19 protein-coding genes are annotated in these 23,014 nt (G+C 44.4%); 6 read left to right on the plus strand and 13 right to left on the minus strand.

Going from position 1 to position 23,014, the window contains the following annotated elements:
• Positions 1-254 precede the first annotated feature (254 nt).
• Complete coding sequence (locus tag L4C34_RS04995; RefSeq protein ID WP_428788249.1) at positions 255-833, minus strand: LA_2272 family surface repeat-containing protein; 579 nt, start codon at positions 831-833, stop codon at positions 255-257.
• A 236-nt stretch (positions 834-1,069) separates the two neighbouring features.
• Here L4C34_RS04995 and L4C34_RS05000 point away from each other — a divergent pair, with 236 nt between their 5' ends.
• Complete coding sequence (locus tag L4C34_RS05000; protein WP_428788250.1) at positions 1,070-2,140, plus strand: FAD:protein FMN transferase; 1,071 nt, start codon at positions 1,070-1,072, stop codon at positions 2,138-2,140.
• 137 nt (positions 2,141-2,277) lie between these two features.
• Here the strand turns inward: L4C34_RS05000 and L4C34_RS05005 are convergent, their stop codons facing one another.
• Together L4C34_RS05005 and L4C34_RS05010 are read right to left on the minus strand one after the other, a co-directional pair.
• Complete coding sequence (locus tag L4C34_RS05005; protein ID WP_428788251.1) at positions 2,278-2,925, minus strand: sensor domain-containing diguanylate cyclase; 648 nt, start codon at positions 2,923-2,925, stop codon at positions 2,278-2,280.
• A gap of 377 nt (positions 2,926-3,302) precedes the next feature.
• Complete coding sequence (locus tag L4C34_RS05010; protein WP_428788252.1) at positions 3,303-3,668, minus strand: hypothetical protein; 366 nt, start codon at positions 3,666-3,668, stop codon at positions 3,303-3,305.
• Positions 3,669-3,889: 221 nt separating this feature from the next.
• On the opposite strand from L4C34_RS05010, the gene L4C34_RS05015 reads away from it, so the two are divergent.
• Positions 3,890-4,312 (plus strand): hypothetical protein, encoded by a 423-nt coding sequence (locus L4C34_RS05015; RefSeq protein ID WP_428788253.1) that lies wholly within the window; start codon positions 3,890-3,892, stop codon positions 4,310-4,312.
• 165 nt (positions 4,313-4,477) lie between these two features.
• Positions 4,478-5,182 carry a methyltransferase domain-containing protein gene (locus L4C34_RS05020; RefSeq protein ID WP_428788254.1) on the plus strand — a complete coding sequence of 235 codons (705 nt, stop codon included), beginning with the start codon at positions 4,478-4,480 and terminating at the stop codon, positions 5,180-5,182.
• A 209-nt stretch (positions 5,183-5,391) separates the two neighbouring features.
• On the opposite strand, the gene L4C34_RS05025 is transcribed toward L4C34_RS05020, so the two are convergent.
• From L4C34_RS05025 to L4C34_RS05035, 3 genes are all read right to left on the minus strand, one after another.
• Positions 5,392-6,162 carry a substrate-binding periplasmic protein gene (locus L4C34_RS05025; RefSeq protein WP_428788255.1) on the minus strand — a complete coding sequence of 257 codons (771 nt, stop codon included), beginning with the start codon at positions 6,160-6,162 and terminating at the stop codon, positions 5,392-5,394.
• A 318-nt stretch (positions 6,163-6,480) separates the two neighbouring features.
• The gene (locus L4C34_RS05030) at positions 6,481-9,099 is read right to left on the minus strand and encodes an ATP-binding protein (RefSeq protein ID WP_428788256.1); all 2,619 of its coding nucleotides are present in this window, start codon (positions 9,097-9,099) and stop codon (positions 6,481-6,483) included.
• Positions 9,100-9,170: 71 nt separating this feature from the next.
• Positions 9,171-10,037, minus strand: a complete 867-nt coding sequence (locus tag L4C34_RS05035; protein ID WP_428788257.1) for a PhnD/SsuA/transferrin family substrate-binding protein — start codon at positions 10,035-10,037, stop codon at positions 9,171-9,173.
• A gap of 473 nt (positions 10,038-10,510) precedes the next feature.
• Between L4C34_RS05035 and trmY the strand changes: the two genes are divergently transcribed.
• A complete protein-coding gene (gene trmY / locus L4C34_RS05040; RefSeq protein ID WP_428788258.1) occupies positions 10,511-11,110 on the plus strand; it encodes a tRNA (pseudouridine(54)-N(1))-methyltransferase TrmY in 600 nt (199 codons plus the stop codon).
• Positions 11,111-11,158: 48 nt separating this feature from the next.
• Here trmY and L4C34_RS05045 read toward each other — a convergent pair whose 3' ends face one another.
• The 5 genes from L4C34_RS05045 to L4C34_RS05065 all read right to left on the minus strand — a co-directional run bounded on the left by L4C34_RS05045 (position 11,159) and on the right by L4C34_RS05065 (position 18,346).
• Entirely contained in the window at positions 11,159-11,824 is a 666-nt protein-coding gene (locus L4C34_RS05045; protein ID WP_428788259.1) for a hypothetical protein, read from the minus strand.
• Positions 11,825-12,008: 184 nt separating this feature from the next.
• Complete coding sequence (locus L4C34_RS05050) at positions 12,009-12,689, minus strand: DNA-3-methyladenine glycosylase I (RefSeq protein ID WP_428788260.1); 681 nt, start codon at positions 12,687-12,689, stop codon at positions 12,009-12,011.
• Between the two features lie 40 nt (positions 12,690-12,729).
• Positions 12,730-15,558, minus strand: coding sequence for an Hsp70 family protein (locus tag L4C34_RS05055; RefSeq protein ID WP_428788261.1), 2,829 nt, complete (start codon positions 15,556-15,558; stop codon positions 12,730-12,732).
• Between the two features lie 245 nt (positions 15,559-15,803).
• A complete protein-coding gene (locus tag L4C34_RS05060) occupies positions 15,804-17,726 on the minus strand; it encodes an Hsp70 family protein (protein ID WP_428788262.1) in 1,923 nt (640 codons plus the stop codon).
• Positions 17,726-18,346: a DUF2760 domain-containing protein gene (locus L4C34_RS05065; protein ID WP_428788263.1), complete on the minus strand. Its 621-nt coding sequence runs from the start codon at positions 18,344-18,346 to the stop codon at positions 17,726-17,728. Before L4C34_RS05065 ends, L4C34_RS05060 begins: the two co-directional genes overlap by 1 nt.
• Positions 18,347-18,762: 416 nt before the next feature.
• Between L4C34_RS05065 and L4C34_RS05070 the strand changes: the two genes are divergently transcribed.
• The gene (locus L4C34_RS05070; RefSeq protein WP_428788264.1) at positions 18,763-19,293 is read left to right on the plus strand and encodes a 3'-5' exonuclease; all 531 of its coding nucleotides are present in this window, start codon (positions 18,763-18,765) and stop codon (positions 19,291-19,293) included.
• Between the two features lie 641 nt (positions 19,294-19,934).
• Positions 19,935-20,480, plus strand: a complete 546-nt coding sequence (locus L4C34_RS05075) for a hypothetical protein (protein WP_428788265.1) — start codon at positions 19,935-19,937, stop codon at positions 20,478-20,480.
• 121 nt (positions 20,481-20,601) lie between these two features.
• Here L4C34_RS05075 and L4C34_RS05080 read toward each other — a convergent pair whose 3' ends face one another.
• Positions 20,602-21,045 (minus strand): tellurite resistance TerB family protein, encoded by a 444-nt coding sequence (locus L4C34_RS05080; protein ID WP_428788266.1) that lies wholly within the window; start codon positions 21,043-21,045, stop codon positions 20,602-20,604.
• 78 nt (positions 21,046-21,123) lie between these two features.
• Positions 21,124-22,998 (minus strand): metallophosphoesterase family protein, encoded by a 1,875-nt coding sequence (locus L4C34_RS05085; RefSeq protein WP_428788267.1) that lies wholly within the window; start codon positions 22,996-22,998, stop codon positions 21,124-21,126.
• Positions 22,999-23,014 lie beyond the last annotated feature (16 nt).

Raw genomic sequence — 23,014 nt, forward strand, 5'->3', positions numbered from 1 at the left:
CTCCAGTATGAAGCGTGAAACGGTTGGGAGAATCTCCCAGATTGTTAAGGCAGCCGATCCTACACTTTGGAATTACGAGGAATGTCCAGACAATGTGTGTTTTTGTTAGTGCTTTGGCAGTCACCCGTGTCTCATTGCAACTTTGAGTATCTAAAGAGGTTACAAATTGGAGTTACCCCTGTTGTTAACAATACAGGGATATACGAACTTTGGGTGATAATAAGATCAGTGTTTGTGCTCAGGTTATTTCTGCACTAAAAACGCGCATTGATAATCGGCAAAACAGGAATGTTTTTGCCAAGTAAGGTGCCAGATTTATCGTAATTGATTAACCCGATTTGGACGCCGCTATCAATACGGTTGGTGGCATTGACGATGCCAAATTGCAGGCCAGTTAAATGGTTGGCAAAGTTCACTAAACCTAGCTGCGCCCCTTTCATCAAACCATGGTTGTAGTTGACGAATCCGAGTTGCGCCCCGGTATAAAATTCGCCAGTGTAGTTAAACATGCCAAGGCTTGCCCCAGTCGCTTTGACGTCGTTCCAGTTTGCAACGCCGAATTGGAACCCTTGCATTTCAACTCGGTTACGGTTTGCTCCTAATAAGGCCAGCTCAGCTCCGGTAAAATGATCCACATCTGAGATACCAAACAATGTGAAATTTGCCCCAGATACTTTGTAAGTTTGGCCATAGATAAAGGTAAATCGCGCTCCTTTGACGTCGCCTTTTGGGTAATTACCGTTAGGGAGTGAGGCTTGAAGAGATTGTGTTTCAGCCATCGCTGAGGACGACAATATGCTTAAAATGAGAATAAAAGCGAACTTGATCTTCATAAACTTCCTTATCTATTTTCTTCTTCGGCTGTCTCAATCTGCTTGCTTGACTATATGAGGACAATGTTGCGTCAATATTAATCGTTTGGCGAAATTAATACTTTGATTTAATGCATTTTTCCAGCATGTTTTTTTATCAACTTGTCTGATTTATATCACAAGCATTGGCATCATCTGGTATTGGCCGGATTCTATTGATAGACTCTGGCCAATTTTTCGTACCGATAAGGCGTTACATGCTCGTTCAATCTTCAAAGTTTCTAATCAAACATAGCCGCGTGATTGGCACTTCCTTGCTGCTTTCTTTGTTTCTATCTGGTTGTAGCCAGCCTCCCAAACTTGAGAAAATCGAAGGGTTTGCCGAAGGAACTAGCTATCATGTGAGTTTTTGGTCGAAGAAGCCACTTTCGGTCGAAAAAGTGCGGCAGCAGTTTAGTCAAACTTTGGCAGATATTGATAAAGAATATTCAACTTATCGCGACGATTCTTATATATCCAAATTTAATCAAAGTCGTTCAACAGACTGGCAACCAGCGTCTAAAGATTTCATTTACATGGTGGCGCTTGCCCAGACCATTAATAAACAGAGTGACGGCTGTTTCGATCCGACGATTCAACCCTTGTTCAAGCTTTGGGGCTTCCAAAGTGGCGAACTGAATATCCCAACCGCTAAGCAAATTGCGAAGGTCAAAAAGGAGTTGGGGATTGATAAAGTTGAGGTTGATTCTGAGCACCTGCGTATCAGAAAAACTATCCCTAATTTGCAATTGGACTTGTCCTCGATGGGAGAAGGATATGCAATTAGTCGTCTAGGTCGTATTCTGGAGTCGGATGGCGTGACGAACTACTTAGTTGAATTCGGCGGTGATATGAAGATTAAAGGTCATAAACCACAAGGTGAGAAGTGGCGTGTGGCGATTGAGCAACCCATTGCCTTAAAAGATGGAATTCGTCCATATCAGATTGTGACGATCAATGATGAAAAGGGTATTTCGTTGAACACGTCTGGCACGTATCACCATAACTTTGATAAAAACAAAAAAGAGTATTCACATATTCTGGACCCACGTACTGGTGCGCCGATCACCCACGATTTAGTATCGGCTTCTGTGTTTGGCCGTAATCCGATTGCGGGCGATGCTTGGGCGACCACTATGCTTTGTTTAGGGCCAATGGAAGGTCACGCAGTTGCATCGAAACAGCAGTTGCCTGTCTACTTTATTCAAAGTGAAAAAGACGCTGAATTCAAGAGCTCTGAAAGCCTCACGTTAAAAGACTCTAGTCTGGTGACGTTGATGCAGCAGTAAGCGCTGAATCAGAACAATATTAGGCGTAATGCACTAGGTCACTTTTTCTAAAAGGCATGATGAAATTTGTACAGGCGGGTGAGGGCACACCGCGTTAGCTGGTGTGCTCTTCGTCTGTAAATTTCTCAATGGGTTGTTCAGGTTTTCTGCATTTCCACGTAACTACTCTCGACCATTTTTTTCAGTAGGCTAGAGACTTCTTTTAGCACGTAATCGCCCGCATCATGACCAAAGTTGTCGTTAAAACGTTTGAAGTGGTCGAGATCCAGCATTATGATAGAGAGAGGTTTCTGGTACTTCTCGGCATGTAGCCATGCACTGTCCATCGCTTCTTCAAAATAACGCCGATTGTATAATCCAGTCAGAGGATCACTCAGCGCTTGAGCTCGCAGTTTTTCCTGCAAGCTTAGGTTGGCGAGCGCTAAACCTAAATGCTCGGCAATGGTCAACGCGAGTTGCTTTGTTTCTCCTGAAACAAACTCTTCTCCATTGTCAAAATGGATGTGGAACATACCGACAGTATTGCCATGAGCGGTCAGCGGGACACATAACGTTTGCCCCTTATCTTGCCCAGCCATGTGAGCACACGGTAAGTAGTGATATAAGTCGTGAGATAAATGATGTTTCCCTTTTCTTAGTGCCCAGCACTCATGAGGGGCGTACATTTTATTGGCTGGCCATTCGCCTCCCCAATCAAGTTGTACTTCCATCTGATTACGAGACTCACGCATAATTGCCACACAGCCGTTCAAGTCTCCCAAGAGGCGAGGGATAATATCTTCCACGACTGCTTGCGCCTCATCTAAATTGTTACAGGCGGCCAGCATATGGGCTAGTCGGTGCAGCAGTTCAATATCATGCGTACTTTGTTTTATTCGCAGCTATTGTTTTTGCCGTTCAAGGTCAACCAAATGCAAGATTTTCCGGTTACTAAACCATGATACGAGGACCAGCATCAACAACGACCCCCCTAACATGGAATAGACGATGATCTGTAATCCTCGCTTCATATCATCAATAGCTGTCATTGGTGTCGAGAGTCGCAGAATATACCTGGGATTCTCAGCGACTGAATTATGGACGTCTTCATAAACTTTGGCGGTATACAGCATATTCTGATTGCCTGAGACGCTAAAGTGAGTGGAAATACCTTGCTCTCCATTCAATGCAGCAACGACCTCGGGAAAGTTACTGTGATCATCAAGTTGAGATATTTTTTAAGACTAATCTGAGAGTCGCCGAGAACGCGTCCTGCCTCGCTAATGAGAGTAAAACGATGCAAAGTGGAAGCTTGAGATAGGTTATCGAGAAACTGGTCAACTTGCGCGGTCGGCATGTGCAAGACATCAAACTTCTTTTGTTTAATTTCATTCGCCACATCGTCGATTAAGTTCAGCATATGACCGCTGACGATATCGGTTATCCATCGGTCAAGCGTTTTAGTGAAGAGATAGCTACCCACAAACATCGACAGTGTGAACGCAAGGATAGGGAGGTATTGAAATTTATATAAAGTATTTTCTCTCATACGTCTGCCGTAGCGGTTTGCCCCAAATGTTAATTGCTATTGGTTGGGCGAATGTAAGCTAATAATTGACTGACGAGGGCTGACGTGAAGGCAGCATTTACAGTTTAGTCTCGTTTGAGGGAACATGGTGATTAGATGGAGAAATGTTTTAACATTATTTTGGCATATATGGATTATCCTCTCGTTATTGTGCCTTGTCTGTTGGCTCTAAGAGGTTGTGAATGAAAAGGAAAAGTTGGAGTGCCTTGCTAGGCGTTCTGTGGTCTTACTCTGCTCTGGCGAATGCAGAGTGTATTGTTTCGGGCTTTGATAGTGTCGACCAAGCTTCAAAGGTGCCTCATGTCATCAAGCAAGGCGAGAATGAGAAAGGCCACGTTGTCAGGCAGAGAAAACCGCCACTGCGGTGCGCCTTGGTGACTTTCCATACCGATACCACGCAGCCCAGAGTTGCCAACGATATGAATCACGCGTTTAGCGCTGACTACGTCAATGGTCGCGAAGTAGACTCTCGCCATGTGAACTTCCCCGGTGATCAAGTTCATACTGGCTATATCACCATTGGCCCTCGTGACTCAGCGAAAGCTTACGTGTGCTTTACGCATTCAAAAGTACCGATTGCTTCGGTGCAATGTCATTTGCGTTGACGTCGCTGAGTGTCTTTAGAAGATCCATTTAGAGGTGGATCTGCCTCATATCAAAGAATGAGCATGCTAACCCCAAATTGCTGAAGTGAAGTTAGGACAGCTCATAGACAATGTTAGTCAATTGTTGTAGCGTCTATTTAGGGAAAACAAATAGACTGTAACATTATGATAAGTGAAAAGTTTTTTGTCCCGACTTTAAATAAGCAAGGGTTTGCTACAACCAATTTAGATCGATTCTCGAGAGAGTTTACTGCCTTTGAAGAGGGTGAGTTTCTGGAGATTGGGGCTGCGTTTGGGTTGGCAACACTGACAGCATTAGACAACGGTGCTTCTGTTACTGCCAACGATATAGATGAAGGGCATTTAGATCATATTAAAAGAGAAGCGGATCGTAGGGGGGCGACGACTCTCACGACCGCTCTTGGTTCATTCCCTGATCAACTAGATTTTCCAGAGAATTCTTTTCAGAAAATTCTTATTAGTCGAGTTCTTCACTTCTTTACAGGTGAGCAGATCGAAAGCGCTATTCAAGTTGCTTATAAATGGTTGAAACCCGGTGGAAAGCTTTACGTCGTCTGTGAAACGCCGTTCTTACAGAACTGGTCTTCTTTCCTTCCCGAATATGAAAGAAGAAAAAGAGAGAGTGTTGAGTACCCTGGAGAAATTACCAATCCAAAGAATTGGGAGAACAACAGAACCGACAACCTACCAGACTTTGTTCATTGGCTAGACAAAGAGACATTAGAAAAGCTTGTCGCGAGTAGTGGCTTAGCGATATGTGAATCTGGTTATGTTGATCGAAAAGGGCAGTTCCCTCCAGATTTGTTGTCAGAAGGTAGGGAAAGCGTGGGTATTATAGGAAGAAAGTGACGTTGTCGAAGACGTTACGTTTTTTAACCTCTACTAATTCAGGCTTGACCTAAGCATGCTGAGCTAGAGCGACGTTTCTAGCTCTACATTCTCCACTAGCTCGACTATATCTAAAACAAGTAAAACAAAGCCGAAGGCCCTGCAATAACACCGGGTTACTGCTCTTATTTATAGGGTCCTTATTTACAGGGACTTTATTTACGTAAGAATTATTTTTGAGGTGCCAACACATATTCGCCTCGGTTTGAAGCTCCAAAGTATTTCTTGAATCGCCCGTCTGAACGTATCTTGCCAAGTCCTCTATTGAAGGCTTCGACCAACTGAGTGGCTTTTGCCCCACCTTTAGGGATGAGAACGTAGTAAGATCGCTGGTTGATAGGCTTTTCATTGATGGATATTTGACTGGCTAAATTGAGTTCTTCAAGTATGCTTTTTCCTACATATGTGTCTTCGACGACCAAATCTAATCGCCCCTGTTGCAGCTTACGATAATTCAGTTCGGGTTTGTGCACACGCTGAAGTTTAATGAAACCAAGCTCCTCCCATCTCTCTATCCCATAGGAGTAACCGTCGACCCCTCCGATTCGATATTGAGCCAAGTCTTCAATTTTGCTCCAATGGATTGGGTTGCTTCGTTTTTGAAATAAGACATTGGTGAGGGTGAGGACTTTATCGGTGTAATAAAAGTGTTCGGCTCTTTCTTCGTTCGTCCCCCACAGAAAGGTACCATCAACTCTCCCAGCTTTCGCTTCCTTCATTGCTCTTTTCCACGGCATATAAAGCAGTTTGACCTGATAGCCTTGCTCTGAAAATGCCTCCACGACGACTTGAGTAATGAACCCACCGTTTTTAAGCGATTGAGATTGATACGGTGCCCATTCTCCCGTCGCCAACTTTACTACCTCAGCCTGAATAACGAAGCTAAAAGTGAGTAAGAAAGTAAGTAGTACCACTTTTCGATACCCAATATCCATGTTCATTTTTTCACCATGATGCTTTCTACACTTAAAGCGTAGCTAGAAATGGTTTCGTTGCAAAAGTAAGTGCAAGTATACGGTCGTATTTTTTATGGAGTATTTTCTTTAAACGGAAAAACACACGTTGAGGGTGGAGGGTATATGCTTTAAGAGTTCAGCCCTCAGGAAAAACGATGGAGCGAAAGGATCACTATGAGACTCAATATCAAGACTGCATTAGTTGCTCTAGCTTTTAGGTTTATCAGAACGGGTGGGGGGCCTTATCATCATTAGCGTTATTTTCTTCGCTTCCTCTTTAAACGCCAAGGAATTCAAGGTCACTTATCTCGACCTATAAGATGCCGACAAATTCTGAGGTGTTATCGACACAACCGTATTAACCACGGGAAGATTAAATTTGACGCGCACACTAGATCCTTCTCCTAGTTTGCTTTCAAACACCATTTCACCTCCCATGTAAGTCGCTAATTTTTTGCTGATAGCTAATCCTAACCCCAAACCATTGAAGCAACGGCTCTTGCTATTATCTAATTGGTGGAAGGGCCTGCATATCGCCTCCAGACTTTCACTTGGAATCCCAATTCCTGTATCGGTCACTTCAAACTCGAGGCTAGCTTGACTCGATGTTATCAGTGAAACTCGCGCACTAACTGTCACAGTCCCTTGTTGTGTGAACTTAAGTCCATTGTGTACCAAGTGAAAAAGAAGTTGTCTAAGCTGAGCTGCATCCCCTAGGAGAGAATATTCAAGACTGTCACACGGAGTCACTATAAAAGTTAGCCCTTTGTCTTGAGCCATCTGGGTGAAGTGGCATTCAACCTCCGACAACACAGTTATAGGGTCAAACTCAGAAGGCTGTAATTGAAGGTTATTACTTTCTAATTCTGAAAACACAATAGTATCGGTCAAAGAAGTTAGTAAAGCAGTGGCTGAAGTCTTCAAGTCTTCAAGATATTCGTGCTGCATTTCTGTAAGGTGAGTATCAAGTAGTAACTCACCCATACCAATGATGCCATTCATCGGAGTAAGCAGTTCATGGCTGATTGTAGATAGAAACTCTCGGTGTTTTGTTTTCACTGAAGACCTAAGTAAAAGCGACTGCTCGGCTCTATATAATTGTGTTTCAATACGTGCAATCAGAACTTTTTCATTGATAGGCTTAGTCATATAATCGGATGCACCAAGCGCAAGGGCTTGTTTAATCGATTCTGGCTGACCCATTGCGGTAACGCAGATGACCGGAATATGGCGGGCATGCGCTTTTTCGCTCATACGTTTTAGAACCTCGAAGCCAGACATATCGGGCATCATCAGGTCTAGAAGAATCAAATCTGGTTTGGAGTTGGTTAATTTATCCAAACATTCCGGACCACTTACCGCTGCTATAAGGGTGTATCGGTGGTTCAATGCTCCCTTCAATACTTCGATATTAATATCATCATCATCAACGATCATTAATTGTTTTGATGCATTGGATAAAGCTTGAGGCCGTGCAACGCGTTCAATGTTCTCGGGCACCGAAACCTTAAGTGGGGTATGCTCAGTGCAAGGTAATAATTCAGAGGGAGCTCTGTCAGGTATCAAAAAATCGTCTGGCGGTTCTACTAGCTCAGTTACGTTGGACTTTGTTGGGATAATGACACTAAATTGACTACCTCGCCCGAGCTCACTCCTAAGGTGAACTTTTCCTCCAAGCAGTCTAATGCTTTCTGCAACAATGCTGAGACCAATGCCAATCCCTTCAGAAGTTCGTGCTTCGGCGCCTTCAATTTGATAAAAATGATCAAAAACCTGGTCCTGAAGCGGAATTGGAATCCCCATTCCCGTATCCTCTACTACAATCAAGAATCCCTGCCGGCCTGACTCATCAACTTTCTTTGCATGAAGTAAAATACGACCTTTTTCGGTATATTTAACCGCATTACCAAGCAAGTTTTGGATAATGTGAAACAACAAATTCCGATCTGTTGTTATATACAGCTGAGGTAAGTATTGTTTTTCAAAATGGAGTTGCTTCACGGAGGCACTGTATTGAAGGTTATCTAGAGCCTTGTTAAACAATTCTACGATATTGAATTTTGTAGCAGCGACTCCGAGGTCGGCCATATGAGTATTTGAGACCTTACTATACTGCAGCAACTGTTTCACCATTTCCAAGAGTCGCTCACCACTCTCGTTAACCATTGTCAGTGGTTTGACTAACGCCGCAGGTGTTACTCCATAGTTTCCTTTCAGGATAGAAGATGTTAATCCAGTGATGCCATTAAGCGGGGTTCTTAATTCATGTGATGTAGTGGCAAGAAAGTTACTTTTGAGGCGATCTAACTCTCGCAGTTCTTCATTCTGACAATGAACTTCCTTTTGAAAACATTGGATTTTACTTGCCATCATATTCATGGTCGAAGAGAGAGCAGTCAATTCATCGGCGCCTCCGAAGTGTGATCTAGAATCTAAATCACCGCTTGCTAGTTGGTTAGCTTGAATATTCAACAACTTGATCTTTTTTAAGATCGTCTTCTGTAATAGAAAGATGAGCGAGATGACCAAAAACAAAAAGATCAATCCCATCGCCTTCACGAGTTCTTCAACCCGTTGACTTATCACTTGTTCACTTTTGTTAGTGAGATAAAGTCGTACCACCCCTAAATGCGTTACCGTATGGTTGTACTCTGAACGATATCGAATATCAGTTTGAAACATAACGCGTGATGCTGTGATGACGCTATTTTCCTGATAAGACGACACCGTTTTATCATTTATAATAATATCGATAGCTGAAATGTTATTACTGTGCTTCCCTGTAACAGAGAGTAAGGTGTCAAGCTTTGGGTAATCCTCCACTAGAAGCAGATCTACGCTTGCCGCCGCGATAGTATGCGAAATAGCCGTACCTTGCTCGGTTAGTATGACTTTAAGTGTTTGGCGTTCTTGATTTATCAAAAGCCAACCAATATACGACAACGACACAAATAGCAGAATAAAAACCCCAGTAATGATCTTTCCTGACAGTTTCATTGGCAATTCTCCGCTTGATGCGTGAACGCGGCCGATAAACGCATGCCTTGTCGCACAAAGTCGTAATCTTTATCTTCAGAGGTGAAAAAGCCACTTTGCTTTAAACCTTTTAGTACTTCTGGATCATCTAACTTCAGTAGGATAGAACGAAGCTCGTCCTCTAGTTGAGGGTTAAAGCCATCGCGAACAACCCAAGGTTTGGTTACATTGGAAAAACGACCAATTTCCTTTAACCCACGAGACTTGGCGTATCGATCAAATGTGTTCTCCTTCACCACTCCGACATCATACTGGCCATTAGCAACTGCCAAAGCTACCTTGTCGTGGCGGTTAAGGTATCGAAATGTCTTCAAATCACACGCGTGAATACCGCTTTCAATGAGCTCTGCTTGAGCTAAATAGCGACCAATAGTTGAGTTTTTGTCTCCAAATGCCAATGTTTTCCCTTTAACTTCAGCTAACGAATCGAATGGAGCTTCTGTTGCTGTAATGAAAACTCCAGAGAAGCGGCGCTGTTGCTGTTTATGTTCCATTGCGAGTATTTTAATCCCTGGCTCTTGTCGTTTAACCAAGATATAACTAGCTGGACCAAGTCGGGCGATGTCAACTTTACCGTTTACTAAGCCAATAAGAGCTTCTGAATATGAAGCGTAGATTTTGAGCCGAAGAGATACTTCTTTATTGCGTTCGGCAAACTTATGTTCAATATAAGTGAGAATAGGAGAGAACTTGTCGTGCATCGTTGTCGGTTTATCGGAAGTGTAAACTCCAAATGTGAGCTCAACTGACATCACTGGCTTAGACAATAATACGAACAAAAATGCAATAAAACGCACATCAAACAATTTTATGGTTTGAGACATAATGAGTCCTCTAGAAAAAACAACCAACAATATGCGCATGGTGGCTTATTGATTACTTTAGACAACATATAGTTGTATCGCAAAATTATATCTTTCTCTCACATTTTGTGAGTTGACTACGGAGCACCTATCACTACCTATAGATATAGTTAGGCCGTCAAGGAATAAAGTTGGTCTGTAGCGGGTATATCACTAGCTTTCCTCATCTGACTTTTATAAAGCAGTTTCCACAACGATAGACTGACAAATGGGCACACATTTTAGAGACAGTGGTCCTTCTTTCAACAGAGTCGCTACCGAATTTAAACGACTGGAGAATATGACTACGCAGAGTCATGTCTCCTTAACAGGGTAATTATTACCCTTACCTAACACCAAGAAGGGTTTAAGCAGTATTTGTCATTCATTTTCTATCATGGGCAGTGTAGTATGCGCCGGTTAGTGGTTGAACCTGATTGATAGAAAGGAAAGTTATGCGAGCATTTGTAGTACGAGCGAGAGCTGCGTCAACGGATAAAGAGATGTTTTTGTCGGGTGTTGGCGAAGATGCGCACTCAGAGATATTAGCGCACGTGTTGATGAATGCTGTGTTTACTGCTCAATCTCATCGCAATGATGTCGATGTGTATCTGGTATTGGAGAGCACTAAAGACTTTTCCCGTACGATTCGCTTTCAATCAAATGAGCTGACCAACATTGGTGGGTTCCATGAACAAGCACTGATTAATAAAATTGCGTTGGCGTTAGACAAATCTGTTGGGATGGCGAAAGAGCAGTATCGTGATATTGAATCTGGTCTGTCAGTTGAAACGATCAGTTTTGAACGTTTGGTGCAGAGGTTAGCAGAAGACTACCAACTGTATATGCTCGATAAAAAGGGCAGCAGCGCACGAGAAGTGGATTTTCCTGCGAATACTTGTTTTTTATTGACCGATCATATTCCAATGCCCAAAAAATCATTTAATAGCTTGAAGCGCTTAGGCACTGAAAAAATTAGTCTAGGTCCGAGAATGTTGTTTGCATCTCAGTGTATTAGTTTGATTCACAACGAACTGGATGTCCGCGGGCTATAGTCGCCATCCAATTCGCCGGTGAAATTACTCAGTATCTACTGGAGTGGCTTACCAGCGTTGCTTTAGGCTTATGTATGTAGCTTTCGGATTGTGCCCGTATCTAACGAGGCAGTAAAGCAGTAAGGTACCTAGTGCGAGCGCCCCACTAAGCAAACAATCTAAATAGATCTGTGGTAGTAGACTGATCAAAAACGCTATTTCTTGCTCACTAAGAAATGACGTATCGGTAAGAAACACGGAATATGTCACGCTTAAAGGCAAATAGATCACATTGGCTAAAAACCATGCTCCGCTAGCGATAGGGAGTAGCATCAAGATGAAAGCAGCTTTTTGAATGGGAAACACATAATAAAGCGCCGCCAAACAACAAATAGTAAGAAGGAATAGGGGATATATGTGTAGATTAGGGGACAGCATAAACGGTAGCGGTATACGTATACTCCTAAATGCTAACAACATAATGGCGGCATAAGTCGAGAATATTATGATATAGCTGATGTATCGCACGTCTGGATGACGCTTTAACAACGTTAACGCTAGAGTCATTAATATTACAGATGAAACGATGACAACTTCTATTTGGATTAGGCCTGAGTTTAATTTACCTGCGCTATCTGTGAGCAATGCGATCACGAAAAATATCGGTGTGACGGAAAGCGTAATCACAGCCCTAACCACCCCCCATGCAAGTGTTTTCAGTATGCTTTTCGTCAAATTCTGCTCTTGCCGTTAAGCTTTGGTTTACAAGGTCTCAGAGTTGGAACCAAATTTATGGCACACAGTTCGGGGATATGACGAGGGGGCATCTCATTACCTTATCAACGAGTGATAATATGAGTATATACCCCTTCTTTGAAGTTGTAGAAGTGTTGGAGGGCTATCATCTAGAAACCCAAGACTAGAATCGATTATCACCGACACTGAATGCGATAATTTGGCTTATTTCCGTGAGGCTACGTGATGATTCTTGTTGCCACGTGGTGAATGCCTTGTCGGCGGCCGCCATAGCTCGCTTTGTCGTTTTCCCGCTGTCGACAATTCCAGTGTTACGTAGGTAACTCTCTACGTCCTGAGTGAACATAAAAGTGTCGACACCAAGTTGGCGCAGTGAATATGGGCCTGTATTCCCCCCAAGCCGGCTGCCGTGTTTTTTCAGATATTGCCACAAGCCGGTGATGTTATCTTGTGGCCAATCGGCAATGAACTGGGCAAAAGATCCATGTTCAATGCGGGTTTGATAAATCATATCGGCATTTCCCGCAATGCTCATCACCTTTGCGTTATGGCGAATGATGCGTGCATCGCTGGCTCTCTTCTCCCATTCTTCATCTGAGAGCATGAGTAAAGGCTCGATGCGGAACTGAAAAAACATCTCTTCAAAATTGGGCCACTTGTTCCTCACCACTTTCCAAGAAATGCCACTTTGAAAGACTTTTTGTGAAAACGCGGCTAGCCAGCGGTCATCAGAAATCGCGAGTAGTTCATCTTTGGAAGCTGGCTTATCTAGCCTAGCCTCCAACTCTTCTTCACCGCCTTTTCTTTCTGCTGCTCTTTGGTAAATATGATCAAACTTTTCCATATCATCACCTTAAATGCTTTTAACTAGAAATAGGTGCCTTTTAAGACAACAAATGTAACCCAGTTGGCAGGGCATCGCCAAATGCTCGTTTTGATTCGCTGCTAGAAAGCTCGCTGACGCTTGCGACTAATTCAACCCAAGTGTCAGGCACTTTACTTTGTTTGAGCTTGACTAGGACCTCATCCCGATATTGGTCTGAAACATCGATGCTCCGGTCTCCGGTTTTGCGGCACATCATGACGGCGGCAAACGCGATAATGGGTTCATCTAGCCAATTTTCGCTGAGTAGCTTAGGAAGCCATTGGTGAACTTGTTCTTTGGTAATCACGTTATGCTGGCTTGCGTACAGCGGGATTCGAGCGGCCAAGCGGCCCAAAGCCCACCAATGAGCTTGGCTAAATTGTTTGTGGTTCATCGCTTTAGACAAAAACCAAGAAGACAGTAGTACCTTATCTTCGACATGGAGCTGCTCTAATGACGCCGCCAAACGGACGATGGATTCATAGCCTTTGTCTTGTACCTCTTTCGCGGATTTAGCATTTTTCATTGCCCCCGGATGCAGGTATTTCGCGATGTCAGCCAGTATAGTTTCTTGCTGCTCTTGTGACAGGCCGCCTGAGACACGTCGCCAAAAGACCCACCAATCTGTCCAGCCTTGATGATCCGTCGTTTGAATGCCTTGTTGATATAATGGCCATATGTTGGTGATTCGCCAATCGTCAGTGGGATCGCCAAAACCTGGTCGAAGGGAATATCCAGCCAGTCTCAGCCAGTTTTTTTCATGCTGTCCAGAGCGCTTACGACGTTTTTTGCCTTGCGCTAGAGTATCGAATAGTTGTCTAAGGGTATAGAAGTCCCAATCTTCGCGCTTACCGAGGCGTTTTTCCAAATCTCTGGCGAGGGTTTTTATCTCCGCGCTGTCGTTGGATTTTTTATTGCCACTATAGAGGTGGCTGATGATCTGTTTGCATTCCGTTAGTCGTGGATGCGCGGCCAGTTGTTCGTCATCGCTTTCTTGTTGCTGGCGGACTTCAAACTCTAGCTGCCATCGTTTACTGTCGTCATCAGCACTAACACATTCCAGTTTTAGTGCACCCACTTCGGTCATTTTGCTGGCAAGGATGACCTCGACACGCTCTTTTTGGTTAGCATGTAGAGATTCTTTACTTTCACCATCCAATGTCGCGATATAAGGGGGGAGGGCGTTAAACTGCTCGCTATTGACTGTGACCATAGCACCATTTTGAATGCTTGTTTTGGCGTTGTGTTTGTCGGCGACGAGCTCGTCATGTGTCGTCGTCAGCAAGTTAAAACGTACCGGTTCGCCCAGCGTGAGTGAGAAGCGTCGGCCGCTGAGTCGAATTTCTTGCCCTTCCTCAGTGCCTTTTTCTAGCAGGCAAACAGCTTGGGTTTGTTTCTTTTTATCGGGGAGTTGCAAGAAGTAAGAGCGTGGAACTCCGCCACCTATTTTCAGCATGGCGCCGCGTTGGGCTTTACCGTAGGCGACAGCGCCTAAGGCAACGGACAAATCAGGATGAGGGTTATCCAGTATCGTGACTGGAGCGCCGCGCCAATCAGAGAGAACTTGTTGGATTCGCTCTCGAATCAGTGGGCTGTTAAACACGCCGCCATTTAGCAGTAAACCTGCCGGAACCTTGGGTTGTTCATCTGCTGCCGGCTCGCGATTGGGTAATGGTTGTGTGCTCGCTTGGTGATGCGATAAAAATTCAGCGAGGTGCTTACTGACCGCTGGATCAGCGACATACGGCAGACCAAACTCCATGACTGCACTGCGTTTTTTATTGGGCAGTTCGGCCAAAGTAGAAAGTGGGAAAAAACCGTCGAGTGCGACATCGTGCACTTCGTTCTTGTCGATCAATACGCTTTTGGTACCACCAAGCAATTTTGATCCGCTGCCGAGTACGGTAATTTTCGCTTGTTCACCGGACGAGCTTGAAAGCAGATCTTCCTTTGCGCGCCTCGTTTGCTGGATGAGTTTTGATAAGCTCGCGGCATTGAGTTTTTTGCCCGACTTCATCTTTTGCTCAGTGAGGTGAGCGAGTGCCAAATCGATATTATCGCCACCCAGCATCAGGTGATCCCCGACGCCAATCCGACTAAGTTTTAATGAATCTTGTTGGTGCTCGGCTTGAATCAGGCTTAAATCGGTAGTGCCTCCGCCGACGTCACAAACCAGAGTCAGTGGTACGCTTGAAAGTTCTTCGCTGGCGGTGTCTTTGTGTCTTGCGTACCAGTCGTAAAATACGGCTTGTGGTTCTTCAAGTAGGGCGATGTCATGTAGTCCGGCAAGTTTTGCCGCTTCTAGCGTTAGTTTGCGAGCTGATTCATCAAATGACGCTGGGATAGTCACGACAACGTGCTGGTGTTCTAAATGGTTACAAGGGTTGTGATAATTCCAAGCTTGGCGCAGATGGTTTAAGTAACTTGCGCTCGCAGTGACAGGGGATACCTTGTCGACGTCCGCCGCTCCTGCCCAAGGCAGTATTTCTGCTCGCCTATCTGCGCCTTGATGAGAGAGCCAACTTTTGGCACTAGCGACTTGGCGACCTTCAACTTTCGCGCCCATTTCACGCGCCCATTCTCCGATAATCGCGTGTTGGATATCGCCTTCTACGGCTTCGTGTTGCCAAGGTAGCGTGGTGTCTGCTAAGTCGATTTGCCCTTGAGCGGGATGATAACGAAAAGAAGGGAGCAGTGGTTTTCTGGCCACTTCACCCGGGCCGATAAGTTGATCGATTTCGAATAGTTTAATTGGGGCATTATGCAGATCGTCTTCAATCTCACAATACGCGACAACCGTGTTTGTTGTCCCTAAGTCAATACCAACTAGGTAGCGTGGAGATGTCATGTAAACCCCTTAATATAGATACGCCTGAGAATAACCGATGCACAGTGTGTCGATTTTGCGATTAATGTCAATAATCTAAGGCTTGTTGAGTATAGTCTGTGATGTAAGTATCAATGAAAAAACGAATGAGCAGTGCGGGGCTAGTAGGGATTAGATACTTATGCTGATAATGGTTGGTGCACGTATTGAGGTTGTTGATGCTTGAGCAGTCAACAGCCCCAATGCGTGTAATCGTGGTAATCGTGTTAATCGTGTTCGGCTAAGTTTTGTTCCGCAGAGCTATCGTCACGCACATCAAATTCAACTTGCCATTTTTGGCCATTGTCGGCTGCGATGGCTTCAAGTTGTAGCGTTCCGAGTTCAGTCACGCGAGATGCCAACGTAACAGGCACAATCTCGCTTTGCTGGCGGCCTTCTGAAACGGGTAGCGTCAGTTGGATTTCTGGCAGCTCACTGAGTTCGTCTTCTTGCCAATGATCCAAGTGTGTTCCAGCTTCATCGTCTCGGCGTACGGTAGAGCCAAAGAATTGGAAGTGGACGGGCTGGCCAATCACTAAGCCAAATTCTTGGTTAGATACGCTGACGTTAGAGCCTTCTTCCATGCCAAATGGTGCGACACAGACGGCTTCCAAAGGTGGTGCCATTCCCGGGATTGCAGGCATTGAGCTCTCTATACCCACGTAATAGCTAGAAGCAATACCGCCGCGAATGCGAATGCCTTGGCCACGACGCGCTGAACCATAATAGGAAGCGCCATGGGCAACAGCCAAATCTAAGTCAAGCCCGGTCAAGCGTTTTGCTTGCGGTGCGTCGGCGCTGCTTAGCCAATTATTGAGCGTATCAAACAAGCGGCTCGCAAGGAGATCGGATTTCAGCACGCCGCCATTGAACAAGATAGCGGTCGGCTTGATAAACTCGGCCTGACTTTCTTGAGCTTCTGGCATACCTGGCATATTGGCAAATGGGTCAAACTCTTCTCCGCCTTGCTCACCACTATTTGCTGTCGCTTGCTTAGATAGGAAGGCAGCAATATGACGAGTGATCCCTGCATCTTGTGCGTAAGGCAGACCCATCTTGGTCAGTGCGCCGCGATTTTTCTGCACTGGGTGTTCGCTCACCAATACTGATGGGAAGAAACCATCAACTAAAGTTTGCTGAACTTCTTGTTGCGTAAGCTCGGTTTTGAGGGTCGCGCCTAGCAGTTTTGATCCTCTGCTTGGCACCACGATAGGAAACGACTCTAACTCACAGTCTTTAAGTAGAGCTTCTTTTGCGTCACGGCACGCGTGCGTGATCGCTTGAATTTGCCAAGGGGCAAGGTCTTTGCCATCTTGCGCCAATTTCATTTTCAAACGGTAGGCGAGGGCTAAGTCCATATTGTCACCGCCGAGCAAGATATGCTCTCCAACAGCGATACGGTTTAGCTCTAAGTTACCTTCGTCTTCAGTTACTTCAACCAAGGATAAGTCGGTTGTGCCACCGCCAATATCGACGACTAAAACGATGTCACCGGCACAAACTTGATCACGCCATGAATCATTGCTGTTGTCGATCCAGCTATATAGCGCAGCTTGAGGCTCTTCCAACAACGTTAGTTGTTCAATACCTAAGTTTCTAGCAGCTTCAACGGTTAAGTCTCTTGCCGCTGGGTCAAATGAAGCTGGTACGGTAATAATGACTTCTTGCTCGGTCAATGGGTGTTCTGGGTGAACATGGTTCCATGCATCGTGCAAGTGTTCTAAATAGAGCTCAGTTGTTCTTAGCGGAGATACTTTTTCTACTTCTTCTGGGCTTCCTAAAGGCAGAAATGCTTCACGGCGGTTGACGCCGGCGTGACATAACCAAGACTTGGCACTAGCGACCAATCGGATTGGCGTTTTGGCACCTAGGTTACGAGCGATAGCACCGACAAGCGCTGATGGCTGTTCGGTCCATGGTAATACGCGCGAAGCGCCATCCATCTCGTGCTCGTGGGGCTGGTATAAGAAAGAGCCCAGTTGAGTTTTCGATTCCACGGTGCCCGGAGACGTTAGTTGTGGGATCGTCATCAATTCAACTTTGGCCTCTTCCTGCGTGTTATCGATATATGACAGCACACAGTGAGTGGTCCCTAAGTCAATTCCCACCGAGTATCTTGGCATATCTATTACGTTATTTTGTTGTTCCATTATAGCTCGACCTCCGCTGGGGCAATCACAGAAGCATCGTAGTTTTCTGCGATCTTAGGTAGGCGGATATCAGTAGCTTTCCAGCCTTTGTGAATTAGTGTACCGTTAAACGGTGCGCTTCCGGTTACCGCTCCAGTTAGGCGGATTTCCTGAGGGTTAAACCCTTTAGCAACAACGATGGCACTTTCTTCTTCTTCATTGCGAATTGGAGATAGGGTTAGATACTCGCTTAATACTTTGTGTCCGCCTGTGTGGATGACACGCGCCGCGGCACCAACTTCTTCATCGGAAAAAGCGCTCAGGTCTTCGTTTAAGAAGTCAATGAGACGGGCTTCTTGCTGCATTAGAGAAAGCAGTTGCATGGCAGAGTCGGTTGCAGTGGTTTGGAGTTTAGATTCAACTTCGATGAGTTTCTCAACGACTTTTTCAACTTCGACAACTTTTTCGACTTCCACGATTGTTTCTATTGGTTTCTCAACTTCGACGATTTTCTCGACAGGCTTTTCGATAACTTTTGACTTACGAAACGCGACCACCAAAAGCAGTAAGACGCATAATCCGGCTAAGCCAGCATGCAGCATGTCAAACGTAGTGGGGAAAGTGTTTAAATCAACGGTCATTGTGAATTCTCTTTGATGTTGTGTTTAAAAACGATGTGGTTGCATCGTTGTATACCCGTAATTCTTTGCAGGCCAAACGTATGATGCCACTTTACTCAGTTGGAGGTTGCTCAGAGTTTGTCTGAGTATTGCGTCAACCTTACTCGGGCTAAGAAGTGACTGTTTATTCGCTCGAACTATCTAGGTATCGTTATTTGGTCTTAACAATTGGTTAGGAATATTACCACATTCAAGGGCCAAATCTTGCTGAAAAATGTCCTAACCTCTGATTTATCGGAATAATTGATGAAAAAACACCCAAAAAATGCGCTGTGTGATTTATATAGCGTCAGTTAAATCGGATCAGTCGAGATTTAATTGACGCTGGTGTAAAATGGCGGCTTGCAATTTTTCTCACACTTTTTTTAGGGCAAGCAATGAACCATAACCGCATAGTCTGTTTTGATCTGGAAATGTGCTGTTGGAGCGAAAACGGCGTCGGGACGACGGGTGAAATCATCGAAATAGGGCTTGCCGAAATTGATTTGGTGCAGGGAGAAGTCGTTAAACGCGCCCAATACTATGTAAAGCCGGAAAAAGATGAGGTATCGAACTTTTGCCGAGAGCTAACAGGCATTACGCCACGTAAAGTTGAAAAGCAGGGGCGTCCATTAGCTTCTGTGATTCAATCTATGCTGAAAAATTTCGGTGGTGCAAATAAGATTTATGCTGCATGGGGGCGAGACGATCTCATCTTGAGGCAGGAATGCGAGCAAAAGCAGATTCCGTTTCCTTTTAAAGAATTTATTAATTTGGCCACTTTATATCGAGTACAAAATCGATTGAAGGAAAAGCGGATTGGTCACCGACAAGCCCAAGAAAATAAAGGCATAGATTGGGACGGGCGTCAGCATTCTGGTTACGTCGATGCGTATAACTTGGCTAAGCTGGCTTTGGTCATGTTGTAAGTGAAACGGTGCGCGAACTCTAATAAGTGTTAACCGTTCAGCCCACTTTAAATCGGCCTCCGGCTTTTGAGATTCGCCGTTCTTGGCAATCATATTTAGGTAGATATTTTATAATGGTCGATAAAGAAAGAGCACGTGGATGGCTTTTCAACTTGTACGTTCTTGTTGGAATGGCGATTAGCTTCATTGCTATGATGTTGGCTGTTTTTTATACGAGAGCGATTGTGCACGCTGTCTATTTACTAGGGTTTCATACGCCTGTTGAACAAAGCACTCTATATATGATTTCAGGTATGGGGGCGGTATGTTTTGCGTCGTTTGTTGGTTTGTGGATGTGGAAAAAGTGGGCAGTGTATAGCCTTTTCCTCTCTATGCTCGTAATCGTGGTATACGTATATCAAGTCACCAGTCTTTCTTTTATAGGTTCGATTTTATTGATAGGGGTAGTGTCGCTACTCCTTTACTTAATATGCTGGAGACATTGGACGCACTTTAAACTAATGTAAACCTCGCTAGTTACCTGCTCGTTCGTTGACCAATTGATCAACTACCATTGATATAAATGTTGAATCGTTATTTCTTGTTATTATAATGAACACTGTTTTTTATTTTGTATTGGTTTAATAATGAGACTATTTAAAATGTCCGCAGTCCTAGTTGCGGGCTCATTTCTTTTTGGTTGTGCAACTCCGGCGAAAGTGAGCCATATGGAAATCAAAAATACAGCGATGGCCTTTGATCCAAGTTTATCGGGTGCGATTGCTGTAGACCAAGTGAAAGGTGGAGAAGGAACAAATCCTTTATGGAAATCCAAAATAGCGAATAGTGATTTTGACGCCGCTGTAAAAAGTTCTCTGAAATCATTTAGTTTGTTGTCAGAAGGCAAGCAACCTGCATACGAATTATCAGTCGTGATTGTCGACGTTGAGCAGCCTTCGTTCGGGTTCGATATGAAAGTGACTTCTAAGATTCGATATGTATTGGTAGAAAAAAGTAGTGGGAAAGCAGTATTCGAGGAAACGATTAAAGCACCATATGTCGCCCAGTTTAGTGATGCGTTCTATGGGGCTAGTCGTTTGAAAATCGCAACTGAAGAGTCGGCTAAAAAGAATATAGCCGAATTTCTGAAAAAGCTGTCAAAGCTCAATATCGACAAATCTAAGATTGAATTGGTTGCGAAATCTTAAGAAAGTTTCGTTATTTACTACTATAGATCCAGTTGCTAAAGAGTCGTCGCTATAGCTCCACGATGTGTATCGGGGCTGTAGCAGATGTTGAATTCCCGACATCTCTCTTGTTACTTACATGTTATCCCTCAATGACCATCAGCTTAGCGCGAATAAACTCATTGTGGTCCACATACAGCAATTCAGCTACTTTGCGGATAACGGCTTCTTCTAATGGGTCAATACTGCCATCACTGTTAGCGACTTCCCACATTGCTTTAATGAGATCGAATCGTCGACTTTGTGAAAGTTCACGCAGCTGGGAGGTGAAGTCATATAGAGAAGCTGAGTTTTTTACTTTTTCTTGCGCTTGCTGAATCAGAGTTTGCCCTTCTTCGTTACTCACTCCGAGTAACCGAGACAGAAGATCTGACTGCTTTTTTTGTTCAGCGGTGTTGTGCGTGTGATCGGCTTCAGCTACTTCACACAGCAGCGACGCCATTGCTAAGCTGGGATTACTTCCTTGTTGATGATACTGCGTTCCCTCGATAAGTTGTTTAAACATTGAAGAAATAGAGTTGAACATGTTTGACACCTATCAAAAGCTAATATGACATTGTATGGCGCTTTAGTAGGGGGAATGCAAGTCAGGTTTTTGCAAAACTTATTTTTCGATAAATTCAATTAGTTCTCCATCTGCCGTTAATAGATTGATACTTTTGGGTTTCCCTTGTTCATCTAGTTGAAGTTCCCCAATAGCACTTTGGTTAACTAATCGGCGTGATCCCTTGAGATTAGGGTCGCGTTTGTTGATTACTAAGCGTTTACGTTTAGTAAAAAAGTTAAGCGGTGAATTGGCTGAATATAAATATCGGTCTAGGGCATCACAGATCTTAAGTAGAGGTTCCGGGAACTGATTCTTGAATCCGCTGCATGTGATTTGGAAGATATTCGGGCTGCTTTTGCTGTGCCTTAGCTTGATATCGTAGGCAAAAGAGTAGTGTACGTCACCAGATAAAATGACGAAATTAGTCGGAGTCTTTGTATGAGTAAAAATACTCAGTAAAGTATTGGCACTGCCGGGGTGGGCCATCCAGTTTTCAGCATCAATCAAAAGAGGCTGACCTGCCCAGGTCATTATACGCTGCAACGCCTCAATAAACTTTACGCCAAAGATGGGAGCGGCTGAAACTACAATGACTTTTTCTTGGTTTAATAGCTCTTGCTGGAATTCAGTTAGCGCTTCCCAGTCCATCAGTCCTGATGGTTTGTTGGGGTTTGATTCGGATCGCCAACGGCGAGTCCTCGTGTCGAGCACGAGCACCTTCGGAGTGGTTGGAATACTGTAGTGCCAATGCTCAAACTTGCCGATTGTATGGATAAGCTCATCCTGAACTTGAGCTGATTTAACGTTAAAAAAGGTCTTCGCCTGTTCAATGAAAAGTAGGTCAAAACGGCTTGGGTCGTTGCCCCAACCTTGGCAAAGCCAATAGCTAATCAGCCCATTACCGATAATTCTTGTCGCCAGAGAACTGTTATTGACCGCTTGCTCCCAACCAATCGTTAAATTCCAATCGTCGGTGATATCATGGTCGTCGAAGATCATGTAGGTAGGAATGTGAGCCATCAGACGCCGTACGTTCGATAGACCGGCAACAAAAGAATCTAAGCGCTGTTTTTCTTTATGCCAGCGAATCGTGAGTTCAGGTGTTAGATCAGGCTTGGCGAGCTCGATGTGTTGCCAAAGTTCGGGTGACCATACTAAAAGATACATCGAAAAAAATTCTGAAAAAGTCATCAAATGGTTATCACAATCATGCGACGTAAATACCGCTAAGCTCTCTCCTTGAATCTTACGATTTATCCAGCCATTTGGGTTGGGGTAATAGGGAAGAAGCTTGTCCCGTCCATATAAAGAATCAGGGTGGTGATATAAGTGCTCGCTATCGCGGACTATTGAATCAGTGAACTTTTCACTGGGAAGCCCGAGTAGCTGTATTACTTGATGAATGGTATTCAATAGTGGGCCCGATACGTGATCGGCGTATATTTGGTCGCCACTCATCATGAGAATGTCTGGACGAGAATTAATTCGTTGCTGTGATACTTTCTGATCGGCGGCAATTAACGCATCTGAGCTGTGATGGTCGGGATTACGACAAGAGCCATGCAAGATGTAATCAGCTTCGTTTGATATCCAGAAGTTTGGCTTAGTTTTTTCGCCGTACATCAATGATGGCACCAAGACAGATAATGACCCTTCAGGCGTTAGTAGGTCGTAGCTCAACGCAACCTTGACTGGAAGGGACTTCTGGATATGAAGCAGTGTCACCCAAGCATTTGATCCGATTTGGATTTGCTCAAAGTCACCGATGTTCTGCCGGAGAATGTATTCACCAGTGGACTCATTGCACAATAGCACTTCACCTCTTAGACACCTGCTGGTGGCAACCCAAATAACGACTTCCGAAGACGTTGTTTTTCTCAATATTGGGCCGCTTAGTATTAAAGGTAGAGGTGAGACATTTGATTGTTGCAACTCGGATTCCTTCACT

This window comes from Vibrio profundum, assembly GCF_050337555.1.
GTDB classification, from domain to species: Bacteria; Pseudomonadota; Gammaproteobacteria; order Enterobacterales; family Vibrionaceae; genus Vibrio; species Vibrio profundum.

Bases quoted from the DNA above. Each gene is read 5' to 3' on its own strand.
- L4C34_RS04995 (WP_428788249.1), bottom strand. From the start codon at position 833: ATGAAGATCAAGTTCGCTTTTATTCTCATTTTAAGCATATTGTCGTCC.
- L4C34_RS05000 (WP_428788250.1), top strand. From the start codon at position 1,070: ATGCTCGTTCAATCTTCAAAGTTTCTAATCAAACATAGCCGCGTGATT.
- L4C34_RS05010 (WP_428788252.1), bottom strand. From the start codon at position 3,668: ATGAGAGAAAATACTTTATATAAATTTCAATACCTCCCTATCCTTGCG.
- L4C34_RS05015 (WP_428788253.1), top strand. From the start codon at position 3,890: ATGAAAAGGAAAAGTTGGAGTGCCTTGCTAGGCGTTCTGTGGTCTTAC.
- L4C34_RS05020 (WP_428788254.1), top strand. From the start codon at position 4,478: ATGATAAGTGAAAAGTTTTTTGTCCCGACTTTAAATAAGCAAGGGTTT.
- L4C34_RS05025 (WP_428788255.1), bottom strand. From the start codon at position 6,162: ATGAACATGGATATTGGGTATCGAAAAGTGGTACTACTTACTTTCTTA.
- L4C34_RS05035 (WP_428788257.1), bottom strand. From the start codon at position 10,037: ATGTCTCAAACCATAAAATTGTTTGATGTGCGTTTTATTGCATTTTTG.
- trmY (WP_428788258.1), top strand. From the start codon at position 10,511: ATGCGAGCATTTGTAGTACGAGCGAGAGCTGCGTCAACGGATAAAGAG.
- L4C34_RS05050 (WP_428788260.1), bottom strand. From the start codon at position 12,689: ATGGAAAAGTTTGATCATATTTACCAAAGAGCAGCAGAAAGAAAAGGC.
- L4C34_RS05055 (WP_428788261.1), bottom strand. From the start codon at position 15,558: ATGACATCTCCACGCTACCTAGTTGGTATTGACTTAGGGACAACAAAC.
- L4C34_RS05060 (WP_428788262.1), bottom strand. From the start codon at position 17,726: ATGGAACAACAAAATAACGTAATAGATATGCCAAGATACTCGGTGGGA.
- L4C34_RS05065 (WP_428788263.1), bottom strand. From the start codon at position 18,346: ATGACCGTTGATTTAAACACTTTCCCCACTACGTTTGACATGCTGCAT.
- L4C34_RS05070 (WP_428788264.1), top strand. From the start codon at position 18,763: ATGAACCATAACCGCATAGTCTGTTTTGATCTGGAAATGTGCTGTTGG.
- L4C34_RS05075 (WP_428788265.1), top strand. From the start codon at position 19,935: ATGTCCGCAGTCCTAGTTGCGGGCTCATTTCTTTTTGGTTGTGCAACT.
- L4C34_RS05080 (WP_428788266.1), bottom strand. From the start codon at position 21,045: ATGTTCAACTCTATTTCTTCAATGTTTAAACAACTTATCGAGGGAACG.